This window comes from Paracoccus sp. NFXS7 (assembly GCF_040148865.1).
Taxonomy (GTDB): domain Bacteria; phylum Pseudomonadota; class Alphaproteobacteria; order Rhodobacterales; family Rhodobacteraceae; genus Paracoccus; species Paracoccus marcusii.
On sequence record NZ_JAKEKV010000007.1, the window covers coordinates 21,499 to 36,701 of the forward strand.

General features: G+C 68.5%; 17 protein-coding genes. 10 read left to right on the top strand and 7 right to left on the bottom strand.

All coding sequences use genetic code 11. The features are described from left to right. The first annotated feature begins 164 nt into the window (after positions 1-164). Positions 165-698 (top strand): hypothetical protein, encoded by a 534-nt coding sequence (locus LZ686_RS12365; RefSeq protein WP_349547997.1) that lies wholly within the window; start codon positions 165-167, stop codon positions 696-698. Positions 699-970: 272 nt separating this feature from the next. Here the strand turns inward: LZ686_RS12365 and LZ686_RS12370 are convergent, their stop codons facing one another. Next, on the bottom strand, positions 971-1,639 hold the full coding sequence (locus tag LZ686_RS12370) for a DUF1236 domain-containing protein (RefSeq protein WP_349547998.1): 669 nt from the start codon (positions 1,637-1,639) through the stop codon (positions 971-973). Between the two features lie 107 nt (positions 1,640-1,746). After that, a complete protein-coding gene (locus tag LZ686_RS12375) occupies positions 1,747-2,133 on the bottom strand; it encodes a hypothetical protein (protein ID WP_349547999.1) in 387 nt (128 codons plus the stop codon). Positions 2,134-2,327: 194 nt separating this feature from the next. Here LZ686_RS12375 and LZ686_RS12380 point away from each other — a divergent pair, with 194 nt between their 5' ends. Both LZ686_RS12380 and LZ686_RS12385 read left to right on the top strand, forming a co-directional pair. Next, positions 2,328-2,768 (top strand): pyridoxamine 5'-phosphate oxidase family protein, encoded by a 441-nt coding sequence (locus tag LZ686_RS12380; protein ID WP_349548000.1) that lies wholly within the window; start codon positions 2,328-2,330, stop codon positions 2,766-2,768. Between the two features lie 109 nt (positions 2,769-2,877). Beyond that, entirely contained in the window at positions 2,878-3,675 is a 798-nt protein-coding gene (locus LZ686_RS12385) for a sulfotransferase family protein (RefSeq protein WP_349548001.1), read from the top strand. Between the two features lie 68 nt (positions 3,676-3,743). Here the strand turns inward: LZ686_RS12385 and LZ686_RS12390 are convergent, their stop codons facing one another. Further along, the gene (locus LZ686_RS12390; RefSeq protein ID WP_349548002.1) at positions 3,744-3,917 is read right to left on the bottom strand and encodes a hypothetical protein; all 174 of its coding nucleotides are present in this window, start codon (positions 3,915-3,917) and stop codon (positions 3,744-3,746) included. Here LZ686_RS12390 and LZ686_RS12395 point away from each other — a divergent pair. Genes LZ686_RS12395 through LZ686_RS12410 form a run of 4 tightly spaced genes read left to right on the top strand, consistent with a single transcriptional unit; the run spans position 3,916 to position 7,205 of the window. Then, a complete protein-coding gene (locus tag LZ686_RS12395) occupies positions 3,916-4,932 on the top strand; it encodes a glycosyltransferase family 2 protein (RefSeq protein ID WP_349548003.1) in 1,017 nt (338 codons plus the stop codon). The genes LZ686_RS12390 and LZ686_RS12395 overlap by 2 nt on opposite strands. Continuing rightward, positions 4,929-5,969 (top strand): acyl-CoA dehydrogenase family protein, encoded by a 1,041-nt coding sequence (locus tag LZ686_RS12400; RefSeq protein WP_349548004.1) that lies wholly within the window; start codon positions 4,929-4,931, stop codon positions 5,967-5,969. Before LZ686_RS12395 ends, LZ686_RS12400 begins: the two co-directional genes overlap by 4 nt. Further along, complete coding sequence (locus tag LZ686_RS12405; RefSeq protein WP_349548005.1) at positions 5,966-6,655, top strand: PIG-L deacetylase family protein; 690 nt, start codon at positions 5,966-5,968, stop codon at positions 6,653-6,655. The genes LZ686_RS12400 and LZ686_RS12405 overlap by 4 nt, the downstream gene beginning before the upstream one ends. After that, complete coding sequence (locus LZ686_RS12410; RefSeq protein WP_349548006.1) at positions 6,645-7,205, top strand: SAM-dependent methyltransferase; 561 nt, start codon at positions 6,645-6,647, stop codon at positions 7,203-7,205. The genes LZ686_RS12405 and LZ686_RS12410 overlap by 11 nt, the downstream gene beginning before the upstream one ends. Before the next feature lie 6 nt (positions 7,206-7,211). Here LZ686_RS12410 and LZ686_RS12415 read toward each other — a convergent pair whose 3' ends face one another. From LZ686_RS12415 to LZ686_RS12430, 4 genes are all read right to left on the bottom strand, one after another. Then, positions 7,212-8,399 (bottom strand): MFS transporter, encoded by a 1,188-nt coding sequence (locus LZ686_RS12415; protein WP_349548007.1) that lies wholly within the window; start codon positions 8,397-8,399, stop codon positions 7,212-7,214. An 85-nt stretch (positions 8,400-8,484) separates the two neighbouring features. Continuing rightward, positions 8,485-9,717, bottom strand: coding sequence for a GAF domain-containing sensor histidine kinase (locus LZ686_RS12420; protein ID WP_127897388.1), 1,233 nt, complete (start codon positions 9,715-9,717; stop codon positions 8,485-8,487). Positions 9,718-9,806: 89 nt separating this feature from the next. Then, a complete protein-coding gene (locus LZ686_RS12425; protein WP_239441310.1) occupies positions 9,807-10,370 on the bottom strand; it encodes a DNA-3-methyladenine glycosylase in 564 nt (187 codons plus the stop codon). Between the two features lie 159 nt (positions 10,371-10,529). Next, a complete protein-coding gene (locus LZ686_RS12430) occupies positions 10,530-10,721 on the bottom strand; it encodes a hypothetical protein (RefSeq protein WP_349548008.1) in 192 nt (63 codons plus the stop codon). Positions 10,722-11,125: 404 nt separating this feature from the next. Here LZ686_RS12430 and LZ686_RS12435 point away from each other — a divergent pair, with 404 nt between their 5' ends. From LZ686_RS12435 to LZ686_RS12445, 3 genes are all read left to right on the top strand, one after another. Continuing rightward, positions 11,126-11,821, top strand: a complete 696-nt coding sequence (locus tag LZ686_RS12435; protein WP_349548009.1) for a haloacid dehalogenase type II — start codon at positions 11,126-11,128, stop codon at positions 11,819-11,821. 350 nt (positions 11,822-12,171) lie between these two features. Next, the gene (locus tag LZ686_RS12440; protein ID WP_349548010.1) at positions 12,172-14,319 is read left to right on the top strand and encodes a dihydrolipoyl dehydrogenase family protein; all 2,148 of its coding nucleotides are present in this window, start codon (positions 12,172-12,174) and stop codon (positions 14,317-14,319) included. Continuing rightward, on the top strand, positions 14,316-14,921 hold the full coding sequence (locus LZ686_RS12445; RefSeq protein WP_349548011.1) for a CDP-alcohol phosphatidyltransferase family protein: 606 nt from the start codon (positions 14,316-14,318) through the stop codon (positions 14,919-14,921). Before LZ686_RS12440 ends, LZ686_RS12445 begins: the two co-directional genes overlap by 4 nt. Positions 14,922-15,203: the final 282 nt, after the last annotated feature.

Here is a 15,203-nt window from a genome sequence, read left to right on the forward strand (position 1 = left end):
GTTGCCTTTCATCGGCTTGGCGGATCGTGGCGTCCGGTACCGACTGCCCGGCCGGAGGGGTGCCGATTAGCAAACGTTATAGCTCATCTGCTGGAACATCGGGCGCAGGCAGGAGCTTCGTTACGTCTTCTGAGGAGGAGACGCTGCATCATGGGAGACGAGACATGAAGTATTCGATGACCTGGATGGCCGGCTGCGCGATCTGCGCATTTGCCGGCATGGCGCAGGCGGATTGCGCCGCCGATCTGGCACGCTTTACCGATACCGCCGCGATGACCGGCGACAGCGCGGGTGCTGCGTCAGGCGGGACCGAGGGCATTGCCAAGGACGGATCGCTGGCGCCGTTGGAGCAACCGGCGGGCAATGACACCCAAGCAGATGCCCCCGAAGCGTCGGCCGATGCGTCTTCCGGCATGCCTGCAGCCGATGGGGCCGACAGCGCCTCGGGCGAGGGCATCGCCAAGGACGGCTCGCTTGCGCCGCTGGAGGGAACGGAGGCAGAGCCCGGAACGGCCGTCGCCATGTCCGGCAGCGACGTGCAGGCGCAGCAGGAAGGCGAACCGACCGCCGCGGAAGAGGCCGAGGGAGACGAGGCCATGCCTGATCGCGACAGCCTGATCGCCGATGCGGAACGCGCCCTTGCCGAAGGGGACGAGGCTGCCTGTCAGGAAGCGGTCGACCAGCTGGAAGCGATGTGACGACACGCTGCGCCCGTCATCAGGGCGCAGCGGTAACTGCGGGACGGCAGGCGACGGCAATGGGTGTTTGCCGATTTCAGATTGCGACCTGTAAGGTTCCGCAAAATCGGGCTGACGTGGTCGATCTGTCGTGGACAGGCTGAAACGCGAAATTGCCCTTGCCGGTAGATCCAATGACTGGGTGAATGGGCCGCGACCGTCAGCCCTATGCTTTCAGCACACTTTGTCTGGCGGGCACGAGCCAAAGGCCATGCCCGCCGTCTCCGCGAAGGTCAGCGATAGATATACATGATCTGACGATCCTGCGGGTTCACCAGCACCGTCTGGCCGTTGATCTGCGCATAGCGATAAGCCGGCTGATCCGGGATCTCGTAGATCGTCACGTTTTCCGGAACGCCCGCGCCGATCACGACCTCTCCGTCCAGATAGACGGGATCCACGGTGTTCGACGTGACATAGGTGGTCACTTCGGTCGTGGGCTCCTCGGCTGCGGCAGCACCGGTCGCGCCGCCGATGGCAAGACCGGCCACCGCCCCGACCGGGCCGCCGATCAGCGCACCCATCGCCGCGCCGCCCAGACCGCCCACGGCGGCGTCCTGCCCGGTGGTCGGGTCCTCGACGGGGGCCTCGATGATGGTCACGCCGACCGTCTCGCGGTTGGGATATAGCGACACGACCTCGTCGCCTGCCTTGACGTTCAGATAGTCGCCATAGGCCCAGCCCTCCAGACCGTCGCCGCTGACCTGGCACCAGTTCGCGCTGTCGATGCAGCCCAGGACCGACACCTCGTCCCCCGTGCCGATGGCGCCGATCACGCCGTGCTGGACGCCGGGGCCGGACCGGACGTTCAAATCCGTGGCGACGGTGGCCATCGTCTGCGCCGAGGCGGCCCCCGCAACCGTCAGGGCCGCAACCAAGGTCGGAACAAGATACGCTTTCATGGTAATCTCCTGTCTCTCGGGCATGCTGCCCGATGATGCGGTGCAAACTTGTCGCACCGATCGGCGGTTCCGAACCGAACCGTTCAAAAATGCATAAAATGCAATCTTCAGTTGAAAAGCGCGCGGGCCAGGTTGATCACGGCCAGAATTTGACGCGTCTCGGCATCGACCCGGTACAACTGATCGTCGCTGCGGTAATAGCGCCAACCCTCCCGGCGTTCGACATCGTAACGGTTGAGGTCGCGGACCAAGACATAGTCCTCGACGCGCAGCCTGTCGCCGACGCCACGACCATAGCGGATCTCATCGCGCTTTGCCTGACCGGGCGGAACGCAGGACGGCGATTTCTTGGCAAGGCCCGGCGGGCACCCCTGATGGGCGTGGTTGCGGTCGTTGTCGTGATGGCGCCCGCGGCCCGGATCGGCCGCGACGGGTGCGACCAAGGCAAGCGTCAGCGCGGTCGCCAAGGCAATCCCTGGAAAGGTTGGGGTCATCGTCATGCTCCTGATGCTGGCTCCGACAACGGAGCAACGGACAACCTCCGACCGGCGCGTGGGTTGCCGCACCCTGCCGGTCATGTGAATGCCGCTGATCGCGCGAAGGATCACCGCGATGCAGGGGGCATGGATCGAATGACCATGGCCGCGCGTTGATGTGCCAGAAGCCGATACGGCAGTCAGGAGTTCACATGTCCGACAGAACCATAGGCGATCTGGCAAAGGCGATGGGCAATATCGACTTTGCCATGCTGACCACCCGGACCGAGGGTGGCCAGCTTGCCACCCGTCCCATGAGCAACAATTCCGATGTCGAATGGGACGGAGATAGCTATTACTTCACCTATGACGACACGCGCACCGTGTCCGACATCGAACGCGACCCCCACGTCGCCCTGTCGTTCCAGGGGCGCGCAGGCATTCTGGGCGCGCCGCCGCTGTTCGTGGCCGTCGAGGGCGAGGCCGGCATCATCCGCGACAAGGCCACGTTCGCCGACCATTGGACCAGCGATCTGGAACGGTGGTTTCCGGACGGCATCGATACGCCGGGCATGGCGCTGATCAAGGTCGCCGCCGTGCGCATTCATTATTGGGACGGCGAGGAAGAGGGCGAGGTCGCCCCCCGGGCCTGACCCATCGCAATCTCGAAAGACCCGCGGGCCGGCATGCCACCCGCGGGTCTTTCAACGACCTCGGCCTGAATACGATCAAGCGATATTTCGACAGGGGAACGGCATCCTGATGCAGCATCACCGCTATCTGTTCATCGGTGGCCTGCACCGGTCCGGGACATCGCTTCTGACGCGGCTGGTGGCGGCGCATGGCGCGGTGGCCACAATCAGCGACGCGCCAGTGCCCGAGAATGAGGGATGCTATCTGCAGGGCGCCATCCCCCATACTGCGCAGCACGGACGGCCGATGCATTTCGCGACCGATCCGCGTCAGCACCTGACCGAGGGCCACCCGCTGGACCGGCTGGAGACCCGCTTGCGCTTGGAACACGACTGGAACCCATGGTTCGTTGGCGATCGTCCGTGGCGGGTCGAGAAGTCGCCGGTGAACCTGACGCGGACACGGTTGTACCAGCAGTTGTTCCCTCTGTCGCAATTCGTGCTGATCATCCGCCACCCCGAGGCCGTGGCGGCGGCGGTCGCGAAATGGGTCGATGGGCCAGCCCATCAGCTGATCGACCACTGGCTGGACGCGCACTCTCAGATGCAGCAGGACCTGTCCCACCTGCACGCGGCCATGGTCATCCGGTACGAGGATCTGGTGGCATCGCCCGCGGCGGTGGTGAACAGCGTTCACGCCTTCATGTCGCTTTCCCCGTCCCGGATGGACGCGACGGTCCGGGACGGCAATCTGGACTACGGATCGGCGCCGCAGATGACCCTATCGCAGGCAGAGCGTGCCGCGGCATGGGGCTATGGACCGGGGCTTGAGGTAAGACCTGTCGGTCCTCGCTTGTCCCACCCGTTGCGGTCGGTCAGGACAGCGGCCGAAGACGCCTGGACAGGTGGAAAGGCCATCACCGGCTGATGGAACGAAGGCGGGACACTGCGCCTGAAGAAAGTCGCCGTCCTGCACCTGACCATAGCCTGCTGAAATCATGCCGATTTCAGGGAACCGATGCCATGAAGCCTGATCTTTATCAGGCGCAGGTTCAGGAACTGCCCTATCATGCGTCCGTTTTGCAGGGGGATGCGCAGGACAATCCGGTCATGCATCCGTCGCCGCTCGACCGCCCCGGCCGGACCTTCCTGCATGATACGGATGCTCATGACCCCTTGGCACGATACCCGTCCCGCACTGCGCCACGTCACCGTCGCCATCCCCGTGCGCGACGAAGCCAAGCGGTTGCACCGGCTGCTGCAGGCGCTGGCCGGGGCCGCCCAAGCCTGTGATCTGCCCGTCACGGCCCTGGTGCTGGCCAACAACTGCACAGATGCCAGCGAACGGATCGCCCGGTCCTTCCGCAGCCCTTCGCTGGCGGTGTCGGTGCATTCCGTCACCTTTCCGGTATCGACCGACAGTGCCGGGCGCGCGCGGCGGGTGGCGATGGACCTGGCCGCCAGGACCGGTGGGCTGCTGATGACGACGGATGCCGACGCGATCCCGGCGCAGGGCTGGATCCGGGCCGCGCTGGACGCGATGGGTGACGGGGCCGATCTGGTCTGCGGATCGATCAGTGCCGACGTCCCGCATGTTCTGGCCACCCCTTCGGGCGCGCGCATCACCCGGGCCGAGGAGGGCTACAGCGCGCTGCTGCGCAGGGTCCGCCACCGGCTGGACCAGGTGGCGGGGCGCCAGTCCGCGCAGTCGCAGACCCCGCATTACATGGAATCCGGCGCGTCGATGGCGATCCGCGCGGATCTGTACCGGGCCATCGGCGGCCTGCCGGCGCTGGATTTCGGAGAGGATCGCGCCCTGGTCTTTCGGGCCGAGGCGCATGGGCTGGCTGTCCGCTATTCCTGCAACATGACGGCGCGCGTGTCCGGGCGACTGCAGGGGCGCGCCGATGGCGGCATGGCTGCCTGCCTGCGCCATCGGATGCAGGATGCCGATCCGCTGGCCGATCAGGCCATGATCCTGCCCGACGCGCTGCGCGCGATGTGGGCCGAGGCGATGTCAGGGTCCATCCGCGCCTATCCCGACCGCAGCGTTCCGGCCGGCCCGACGCTGCGCGCCTCGGACCTGGAGGCGCGGCTGGCGGATCTGGCGGCGCTGGTCGACGGGACCGTCGATCCGGACTTTGCACGCTGGTCCGACCGGCACGCGGCGATGGTGATCGGATGACCGACGCCATCGACCGTGCCGAACGGATGATCGCCGATGCTCTGCCGGACGGTGCCGACGGCCCGTCGGGCCCTGCCTTGGCAGCGGCATTGCGCGACAGCGGGCTGTTGGCGGAATGTCTGACCTTGGCCCATCACCCGCGTGATCCGCTGGTATTGCTTGACGCGCTGCAGCGGGTGGGCGGCGCGAACCTGTCCGCCGGGCGGCTGTTCGAGGGGCATGTGAACGCCGTCAAGCTGCTGATGCTGCATGACGGTCCGACCGCGCCCGTGGCGCAGGGGGCGCTCTACGGGATCTGGGGCGCCGACGGTCCTGACCCCGCGCGGATCGAGGGTTCGGTCATCCGCGGGCAGAAGCTGTTCGCCAGCGGTGCGGACGTGCTGGACTACATGATCGTCACTGTGCGGTCGGATGCCGGGCTGCACCTGCTGATGTTCGCGCGCGACCAGCTGGACGGGCGGCTGTTTCCCGGCGAATGGGACATGTCGGGGATGAAGGCCACCGCATCGGGTCGCTGCGACCTGGACGGGCTGGCCGTGGCGGAGGCCGTGACCCTGGGCGCGCCCGACGCCTATCTGACCGAGCCGCATTTCCACGGCGGCGTCTGGCGCTATGCCGCGGTCCAGCTGGGGGCGATGCGCAGGCTGACGGCCCTGACCGCCGATCAGCTGCGCGCCCGCGGCCAGCAGGATGCCCCCCTTCAGGCGATGCGCCTGCACCGCATGATCACGGCCTGCGAGACGGTCCGCCTGTGGCTGGCCCAGGCCGCCTGCCGGATCGAGCGTCCGGGCGCGACCGCAGCCGATGCCCAGGCCGCGATCTTGGCCCGCCTGCGCACGACAGACGAGGCCGTGGCCCTACTGGCCAACATGGACCAGGCGCTGGGGGCCGCGTCATTCGCCACGGCGCATCCGGCCGACCGCATCCGGCGGGATCTGGGCCTATACCTGCGGCAGGCTGGCCCGGATGCCCTGGCCCTGTCATCGGTGGACCGGATCCTGGCCGACCCCGACCTGCACCGGCGGTGGATCGGATGAGCGGCTTTCTGGACCATGCGGCATCCGCCCCGTCGCTGACGCCCGCTTCGCTGATGCAGGGCCGCCCACTGGTCATCCTGGCCCCGCATCCCGATGACGAGACGCTGGGCTGCGGCGCGCTGCTGTTCGATGCGGCCGCGCAGGGCGCCCCGTGTCACGTCATCTGCGTGACCGACGGCACGCGCTCGCATCCCGGATCGCGGCGCTGGCCCGCCCCGGTGCTGGCCGCGACGCGTGCGGCGGAACTGCGCGCCGCCTGCGCGATCCTGGCGCCCGCGGCGCGGGTCACATGTCTTGGCTATCCCGACTGTGCCGCCCCCGACGACGCGCAGGCGGCGGAACGGGTGTCGGCGCTGATCGCGCCCGACGCGCTGGTGCTTGCGACCTGGGAACACGACCCACATGTCGATCATCAGCAGGTCGCGCGTCTTGCCATGCGCCTTGCCGCCATGCGGGCGGATCTCGCGCTGGCCTTCTATCCGGTCTGGGGGCGGTTCACCGACCACGCGGCGGAGGTCCGGCTGATCGCGGCTTCGGATGCGGCGGTGGCGGCCAAGCGGCGCGCGCTGGCCTGTCACAGGTCGCAGATGACCGGGCTGATCGACGACGACCCGACGGGGTTCGTCATGACCGACACCCATCAGGCCCATTTCCTGACCCATCCGGAGGTCGTCATTGCCCCATAGGGAAACGCTGGACCATCTGGCCCGCCTCTATGCCGCCAGCGACGATCCCTGGGATCACCGCACCAGCCCCTATGAGGCCGGCAAGTACGCCGCCACGCTTGACGCCATTGGGCACGGCCCGTTCAGGGCCGCGCTGGAGATCGGGTGCGGCAACGGCACGCTGGCGCGGCGGCTGGCCGACCGGTGCGACCGCCTGACGGTGATGGACTGCATCCCCGCCGCGATCCGGTCGGCACGGCAGGTGCTGGACCCCCTGCCGCATGTCACCGTCCTGCAGGGCTGCGCGCCCCAGGACCTGCCGGACCTGCGCCCCGATCTGGTTCTGCTGTCCGAAGTGCTGTATTTCCTGACCCCCGATGAGATCACCGGTCTTGGCGGCTGGCTGCGGGCCCGGGCGACGGGCCCGGTGATCGCCGTCAACTGGACCGGCCCGACCGACGAGGCGCTTGACGGACCACGGGCCGTGGCCATTCTGCAGAATGTCCTGGGACCATCGGACAGCACGGTGCATGACGGCTTTCGCATCGACCGCTTTGCCCTTCCGGCCTGATCGGGATCACCGCCGCGGGCGCGCGGCGATCAGGAAGCCCAGGACACCCGCGACGGGCCCGGGGATCAGCAGCCAGACGGCCGTGGGGCCGATGCGCTGGAACAGCGCCGTCGTCAGCGCGATCGATGCGACCGTGATGGCAAAGCCGATGGCGTTCTGGATGGCCAGCGAGGCCCCCACCGCATCCTGCGGACAGGCACGCGCGGAGAGGGCCGAGAATTGCGGCGAATCCGCGACGACGGTGGCGCCCCAGACCAGCAGCAGGACCAGAAGCCAGCCCGGCGGCAGCACCGGCCAGAGCGTAACCATACCCAGGGCGCTGGCCCCGGACAGGATCAGCGCCGCAATGGCTATCGGTGCGCTGCCCAGGACGCGGGCCAGGCTGCCGCCCGCCAGGCACCCCGCGGCCCCGGCACCGATGATCAGGAAGGACAGGCCCGACACGCCAAGCCTCGGATAGGCGTCCGCCAGACCGGTGGCGGCCACCAGCAGGGGGGTGATGGTCCAGAAGGCATAAAGCTCCCACATGTGGCCGAAATAGCCGAAGGCGGCGGCGCGGAACCGGGGGATGGCAAAGGCCCGCAGGGCGCCGGCGCCGCCGCGATGGGTTGGGCGCGCCAGATGCGGGCCGTCACCCAGGGCGCGGATCATGGCGGCGCCGATGACCGCCAGACCCGACGAGGTCGCGACCACCCATTGCCACGGCACCGCCCCCGCGGTCGAACGCAGCAGATGCGGCAGCGCGGTGCCAAGCGTCAGCATCGCCACCAGCAGGGCCAGCGACTGTCCCGCGCGGTCGGGCGCCCAGCTGACGATCATCTTCATGCCGATGGGATAGATCCCGGCCAGCGACAGCCCCACCAGGAACCGGAACCCCGCGCCGGTCGCGACATCCTGCGCCAGCCATGCAAAGCCCAGGTTGAACGCCGCCCCCGCCAGGGCCGAGACGACGAAGATCGCGCTGGCGGCGAACCGGTCCGCCAGGCCGCCAAGCGCCATGACCAGCGTGCCGACGATGAAGCCCGCCTGCACGGCATTGGTCAGCAGACCGATATCGGCCGCGGTCGCGCCCCAGGCCTGCATCAGCCCCTCTGCCGCGCTGTTGGCGCTGAACCACAGCGATGTCCCGAACAGCTGCGCGATCGCGATCACCGCGATGGGGGGCAGCCGGTGGCGTCCTGGGGGTCTGGTCATCGATCGTCCCGACTGGCGATTTCGTCAGGGGGCAGGATGGCCGATCGGGGCAACGGGGGGCAACCGTTTCGGACGACGCGCGCGGTCAGGCGGGCAGGACCGGAAAGGTCAGGCTGAAGGTCGTCGTGCCGTCCCCGCAGGCGACGGCGATCGTGCCGCCATGCGCCTGCGCGATGGATGACGCGATGTGCAGGCCCAGGCCCAGCCCGGAACTTTCGGCGGTCCGGCCCCGCTGGAACGGCTGGAAGATGGCGCGTTGGGCGGCCTCTGGGATCGGCTCGCCCTCGTTCTGGACCTCGATCACGACGGCGCCGTCGGTGCGGCGGCCGCGGACGGTCACCGGGGTGTCGGCGTCGCCATGGTTGATGGCGTTCGACACCAGGTTCGACACCGCCTGCGCGATGCGCGACGGATCGCAGCAGACCGGCCCGCCGAAATCCAGCTCGGTCGTGACCCGGTGCTGGGGCGCGGCCAGACGGATCTCGGCCACGACCTGGGCGATGGCGTCGCCCAGGGGGGCGTCGGGCGTGGCCGCGACGGTGATCCCGTCGCCAAGCCGCGCCTTGGCGTGCAGCATCATGTTCTCGACCAGCTCGCCCATCCGGTGCAGGGAGGACTGCATCAGCCCGATCAGGCCGCGGCCGCGTTCGGTCAGCGGCTCCTTGCCCAGCATGCGGATGCCCGACCGCAGGGCGGTGACGGGGTTGCGCAGGTCATGGCCCAGGATGGCGGTGAACTCCTCCTGGATGCGGACCAGCTTGCGTTCCTGTTCGATCATGCGTTCCTGGGCGTCCAGCCGTTCGGCGGTGTCCAGCGTGCCACCGATGATGGTGGCGAACATCTTCAGCATCGCGACGGTGCGGGCGTTGTTCACGTCCTTGGTTTCGGTGTCGATGGCGCAAAGCGTGCCGAAGAAGCTGCCGTCGCCGCGAAAGATCGGCACCGAGGCATAGCTGACAATTCCGAAGGCCGCGGCGATGGGATGGTCGCGATAGACCGGGTCGGACGACGCCTCGTTGAAGATGATCATCTCGGAGGTCTTGCGGACCGTCTGGCAGAAGGTCGACCCGATCTCGATCTCGTCGCCCGCGGCGATCCCGAATTTCAGGTCGTCGACGGTGCGGCAGGCGACCCACCGGTCGGCGGTGACGCGCGCCACCCCGGCAAAGCGCATCCGCGTGGCCAGCATCACCGTCTCCAGGATCGTCCCCACCAGCTCGTTCTCGGCCAGGCGCTGGATGTCGGACTGGAAATCATGCTGTCCGGCCTGATAGGCCGCGTGGTCCTGCCTGGGGTGGTCGCTGCTGTGCAAATCCATCGATGATCCCCGGCATTGGACGGTTTGTCGGCCCGCATCTGTATTGCAGGGCGGCGGGAATGCACAGTGTCTTTTCCGCAGCCCCGCCGTCAGCGATCCGGGCGCGCCCGCGGGAATGGACGGCTGAGCCCCGCCGCCCCGGCAAGGCCGAACCGCCATGGCAGGTCCTGCGCCCGGCTGATCCCGATCCGCGGCCCGACCAGCAGATCGGGCACCGCCGCCGCCAGGACGATGCCGAAATCGGGACCGTCGAAGGCGGCGCCGTCATCGTCGGGCCGGATGTCCAGCGCCTGCGTCAACCGCCCCGGCCCGCTGCACAGCGGGGGGGCGGGGCGGCGGGCGCGCATCAGGTCCAGGCCGGTGTCGGGGTCCAGCGCGCGGATCAGCACGGCCGCGCCGGGGGTCGCCACGACGTTCAGGCACAGGTGGATGCCGTAGGATCGATAGACATAGGCGTGGCCCGCCGGGCCGAACATCGAGGCATTGCGCGGCGTCGGCCCCCGATGGCTGTGCGAGGCGGGATCGTCTGGGGCATAGGCCTCGGTCTCGATGATGGTCCCGCCGGCGCCGCGGACGGTCAGCCGCGCACCGATCAGCCGACGGGCCAGGGCCACGGCGTCCAGTCCCGCGATCTGCTGCATGAACGACGACATGGCATCCCTTCCGATCCTGTTACGGCAGGGGCCTTGTGGCATGAACGTGCCGGGATTGCCAAACCTTGGCGTGGACGGGTGGTCGGGGGAGGGAGATCGCACCTGATCCGGAATGGAGACCCGACTGGCGTGTCACTGGACGGTTACAGGGGGCAGCGGTCAGACCCGCATCCTCTGCACCATGCCGCCGATCCCGGTACGCAACGCAACGCCCAAGTTCAACGCCCGGATGTTCAATGCAGGCGGGACATCGACCACGTTCGAGCTGATTTTCCGCCCGTCTTTGACCTCACGCGGCGGCAGATTGGCGAAGGCGAGGCGGACCCACAGGCCGATGACCGGGACCGCCATGGCGGACGGTCTCAGCACCCTTCTGGTGCTGAGACGAATGCATGGCCGATGCTTAAGCGACCCAGGCCCGGCGTGGCACGAACGTGCAATGATGGTGATAGACCCCGCCATGGACGGTCCGATGGCGTTCCGCACCGCCTTCCACGTGGCATCCAGTACCGCACCATAGGTTGACCGGTTCTCGGTCAGGTCCCGGCGCAGTGGATCACGCGGGTGACAATGAAAAAACGTGGGTTACAGCGCGCCTTTCACCACCGGAAAGGCTGCATCGGCTGCCGCCTGCGATGGTGGTCAGCAGGGGCGTCCAACCTGCATCGGCCAGAACTTCGCCAGAGGGCAATCGCAAGGAACGATAATCGCGACCGATGGTTCTGCATGATCGTCAACCGATCAGGATCGCCCCCATGTCCCCGCGCCCCATCCTGGTCTTTGACGTCAACGAGACATTGCTGGACCTGGACCACCTGTGTCCGCTGTTCGACGACATCTTCGGCGACGGGGCCGTCATGCGCGACTGGTTCGCGCAGCTGATCCTCTATTCCCAGACCCTGACGATCACCGGACTGCGCAGCGATTTCAGCACCTTGGCCATTGCGGTGCTGCGCATGATCGGGGAGATCAGGGGCGTGGCGATCACCGAGGGGCATGAGGATGCGCTGCGCCGGACGATGGGCACGCTGCCCGCCCATCCCGATGCCGAGGCGGCGCTGGTCCATCTGCGGGACAGGGGGTTCCGTTTGGTGACACTGACCAACTCGCCGCCCTCTGCGGGAGGGACCGCGCTGGACCGCTCGGGTCTTGCGCAGCATTTTGAGGCCAGCTTCAGCGTTCAGCCGACCAACCGTTTCAAGCCCGCGCCCCAGACCTATCAACTGGTGGCCGAGGCACTGGCGGTACCTCTGTCCGATCTGTGCCTGGTGGCCTGCCACGTCTGGGACACGATCGGGATGCAGGCGCTGGGCGGCAAGGGCGCGCTGGTGACTCATGGCGTGAACGCGGCGCTGGTGCTGCCAGGCGTGCCACAGCCTGACGTGACGGCCCCCGATCTTGCCGGACTGGCGCAGGCCATCGCCGTGCGTTGGGGTCGGGCAGGGGCGTGATCGGTCATGCTAAGGGGCATTGGAGACCGGTTTCCGCCGGGCGTTACCGTTCCAATATGCATCGGATTGAGCCGCTATTGACCAGCCTTGTCTTCAGGTGTGGACATGACATTCCAAAAGACCCATCCGGCTCCGACGGCTCCGACGGCTCCGACGGCTCCGACGGCTCCGACGGCTCCGACGGCTCCGACGGCTCCGACGGCTCCGACGGCTCCGACGGCTCCGACGGGGATGACGGGGCCGCGTGTACACGGGGACGTGACCGGGCGAGTCGCGGCGGTCCGGTAAGACTTCGGGCATCCTGACGACCTGTCGGATAGGTGCCCCGAGGCCGTGATGAAGGACATGCCGTGACCAGACCCGTTCTGCTAATCCTTGTCGCGGCGATTGTGCTGGCCGGGTCGTGGCTGCTGGGCGGTCAGGACGTGACGCTGCAGTCGCTGCGCGGGCATCTGGCCGCCGTGGCCGAGTATCAGCAGCAGCGGCCGGTGCTGGTCGCGGCGCTGTTCGCCGCCGCCTATGTCGCGATCACCGCGCTGTCCTTGCCGATCGCGGTCTGGCTGACGCTGGCCGGGGGCGCGCTGTTCGGGTTCTGGGCGGGGCTGGCGATCGTCTCGTTCGCGTCGGCCATCGGGGCGACGCTGGCCTTTCTGGCGGCGCGGTACCTGCTGCGGGACTGGGTGCGGGCGCGGCTGGGCGCGCGGGCCAAGGGGATCGAGACCGGGCTGGCGCGGGACGGGGCGTTCTATCTGTTTTCGCTGCGGCTGATCCCGGTGATGCCGTTCTTTGCCACGAACCTGCTGATGGGCCTGACGCCGATCCGGACCCGGACGTTCTATTGGGTCAGCCAGCTTGGCATGCTGGCGGGCACCGCGGTCTATGTGAACGCGGGCACGCAGCTGGCCGCACTGGACAGCCTGTCCGAGATCGTGTCGCCGCCCCTGTTGGCGTCCTTCGCGGCGCTGGCCGTGTTTCCGTGGATCGCCCGCGCCATCGTGGGCATCCTTCGCCGCCGTCGCGTCTATGCCGGATGGACCCGACCCCGGCGGTTCGACCGCAATCTGGTGGTGATCGGCGCGGGTTCGGCCGGGTTGGTCTCGGCCTACATCGCCGCGGCGACCAAGGCCAAGGTGACCCTGATCGAGGCCGGCGCGATGGGCGGCGACTGCCTGAACCATGGCTGCGTTCCGTCCAAGGCGCTGATCCGCAGCGCGACCCTGGCGCATCAGATGCGCCATGCCGCGCGCTTCGGGCTGGCCGATACGCCGCCCGCGGTCCCGTTTCGCGCGGTCATGGACCGCATCCGCCGGGTCATCGCCGACATCGCGCCCCATGACAGCGTCGAACGCTATGCCGGGCTGGGGGTCGATGTGCTGCAGGGCCACGCCCGCCTGATCGACCCCTGGACAGTCGCGGTCACCGACCCGCAGGGCGCCGAGCGGCGGCTGACCACGCGGGCGATCATCATCGCGACCGGTGCGCGGCCCGTCATGCCGCCGCTGCCGGGGCTGGACCTGGTCGACCCGCTGACCTCGGAGACGCTGTGGTCGCGGCTGGCGGATCATGACCACGCGCCGCGGCGGCTGGTTGTCCTGGGCGGCGGGCCGATCGGCTGCGAGCTGTCGCAGGCCTTTGCGCGGCTGGGGTCCGACGTCACCCAGATCGAGATGGCCCCCCGCCTGTTGATGCGCGAGGACCCCGAGGTGTCGGCCCTGGTCGCGGACGCCCTGCGCGCCGACGGGGTGACGGTGCTGACCGGGCACCGCGCGATCCGCTGCGGCATCGACGGGGGCAGGTGGATCGAGGTCGAACGGGACGGCGCGGCCCGCCGCATCGGCTTTGACCAGATCATCGTGGCCGTGGGCCGCAGCCCCCGGCTGGAGGGGTTCGGACTGGACCGCCTGGGGATCGAGACCGACCGCACCATCGTCACGAACGCCTTCCTGCAGACCCGCTTTCCCCACATCCTGGCGGCGGGCGACGTGGCCGGACCGTTACAGTTCACCCATGCCGCATCCCACCAGGCATGGTTCGCCAGCGTCAACGCGCTGTTCGGCACCCTCAGGCGGTTCAAGGTCGATGACCGCGTGATCCCCTGGGCCACCTTCACCGATCCGCAGATCGCCCGCGTCGGCCTGTCCGAGACCGAGGCCCGCGACCGGGGCATCGCGGTCGAGGTCACCCGCTATGACCTGGCCGACCTGGACCGCGCCATCACCGACGGGGCGGCGCGCGGCTTCGTCAAGGTGCTGACCCCGCCGGGGCGCGACCGCATCCTGGGCGTGACCATCGCGGGCAATCACGCCGGTGACCTGATCGCGGAGTTCGTCCTGGCCATGAAGCACGGCCTGGGCCTGAACAAAATTCTGGGCACGATCCACATCTATCCGACCTGGGCCGAGGCCAACAAGGCGGTCGCCGGCACCTGGCGGCGCGCCCATGTGAACCCGCGCCTGCTGGCGCTGGTCGAACGCTATCATCGATGGAGGCGCGGATGATCGACGCCCGACTGCAACCGCTGCAGCGCGCGGCCCTGCGGCACCCGGCGCAGATGCTGGCTGCCCGCGGCGTCAAGGCGGACACGATCAGCATCGCGGGCTTTGCCGTGGGTCTGCTGGCGGTGGCCGCGCTGGCCCTGGGGTGGTGGATCGCGGCGCTGGTGCTGATCGCGGCGAACCGGATCATGGACGGGCTGGACGGCGCGGTCGCACGCATCCAGGGCCCGACCGACCGCGGCGCCTTTCTGGATATCGCGCTGGACTTCGTCTTCTATGCGCTGGTGCCCGTGGGGTTCGCGCTGCACGATCCCGCGGCCAACGCGCTGCCCGCGGCGGTGCTGATCGCGGCCTTCGTGGGGACCGGATCGTCCTTTCTGGCCTTTGCCGCCATCGCCGCCCGGCGCGGCGACCGGGCGGCGGCCTTTCCGACCAAGGGCATCTACTACCTTGGCGGCCTGACCGAGGGGTTCGAGACGATCGTCCTGTTCCTGACGATGTGCCTGGTCCCCGCATCCTTTCCGCTGCTGGCCTGGATCTTTGCCGCGGCCTGCGGCGTCACCACGATCCTGCGGTGGCACCAGAGCTGGACCGCGTTCCGGTAAAGCCTGGGGCTGACCGGTCCGGCGCAGGTCCGAGGCTGTCACCCACAGCCGGCAGGCGGGGCACAAGGCAAGCCTCAGCTGCGACGTTGGTCAGCAGATCGACCGCTCTGCCGCCGAGGTGAAACATAGGGTCAGTTGCGAACCGCGTGGTCGAACCCCTTCCTGGAAGGCCTGCCGCGGCCATGGCTGTGCCGATCCGACAGGGGCAGGTGCTTTCGATCCCGGGCTGCGGTGAAGACCGACCCCGTGGCGCGTGACGGTGACGATCATGGCCCTGGGCTT

What these genes read in the sequence shown, in the direction of transcription:
- LZ686_RS12385 (WP_349548001.1), top strand. Translation starts at nt 2,878, where the DNA reads ATGCAGCATCACCGCTATCTGTTCATCGGTGGCCTGCACCGGTCCGGG.
- LZ686_RS12395 (WP_349548003.1), top strand. Translation starts at nt 3,916, where the DNA reads ATGACCCCTTGGCACGATACCCGTCCCGCACTGCGCCACGTCACCGTC.
- LZ686_RS12445 (WP_349548011.1), top strand. Translation starts at nt 14,316, where the DNA reads ATGATCGACGCCCGACTGCAACCGCTGCAGCGCGCGGCCCTGCGGCAC.
- LZ686_RS12415 (WP_349548007.1), bottom strand. Translation starts at nt 8,399, where the DNA reads ATGACCAGACCCCCAGGACGCCACCGGCTGCCCCCCATCGCGGTGATC.
- LZ686_RS12420 (WP_127897388.1), bottom strand. Translation starts at nt 9,717, where the DNA reads ATGGATTTGCACAGCAGCGACCACCCCAGGCAGGACCACGCGGCCTAT.
- LZ686_RS12390 (WP_349548002.1), bottom strand. Translation starts at nt 3,917, where the DNA reads ATGAGCATCCGTATCATGCAGGAAGGTCCGGCCGGGGCGGTCGAGCGG.
- LZ686_RS12380 (WP_349548000.1), top strand. Translation starts at nt 2,328, where the DNA reads ATGTCCGACAGAACCATAGGCGATCTGGCAAAGGCGATGGGCAATATC.
- LZ686_RS12375 (WP_349547999.1), bottom strand. Translation starts at nt 2,133, where the DNA reads ATGACCCCAACCTTTCCAGGGATTGCCTTGGCGACCGCGCTGACGCTT.
- LZ686_RS12370 (WP_349547998.1), bottom strand. Translation starts at nt 1,639, where the DNA reads ATGAAAGCGTATCTTGTTCCGACCTTGGTTGCGGCCCTGACGGTTGCG.
- LZ686_RS12430 (WP_349548008.1), bottom strand. Translation starts at nt 10,721, where the DNA reads ATGGCGGTCCCGGTCATCGGCCTGTGGGTCCGCCTCGCCTTCGCCAAT.
- LZ686_RS12400 (WP_349548004.1), top strand. Translation starts at nt 4,929, where the DNA reads ATGACCGACGCCATCGACCGTGCCGAACGGATGATCGCCGATGCTCTG.
- LZ686_RS12435 (WP_349548009.1), top strand. Translation starts at nt 11,126, where the DNA reads ATGTCCCCGCGCCCCATCCTGGTCTTTGACGTCAACGAGACATTGCTG.
- LZ686_RS12405 (WP_349548005.1), top strand. Translation starts at nt 5,966, where the DNA reads ATGAGCGGCTTTCTGGACCATGCGGCATCCGCCCCGTCGCTGACGCCC.
- LZ686_RS12425 (WP_239441310.1), bottom strand. Translation starts at nt 10,370, where the DNA reads ATGTCGTCGTTCATGCAGCAGATCGCGGGACTGGACGCCGTGGCCCTG.
- LZ686_RS12365 (WP_349547997.1), top strand. Translation starts at nt 165, where the DNA reads ATGAAGTATTCGATGACCTGGATGGCCGGCTGCGCGATCTGCGCATTT.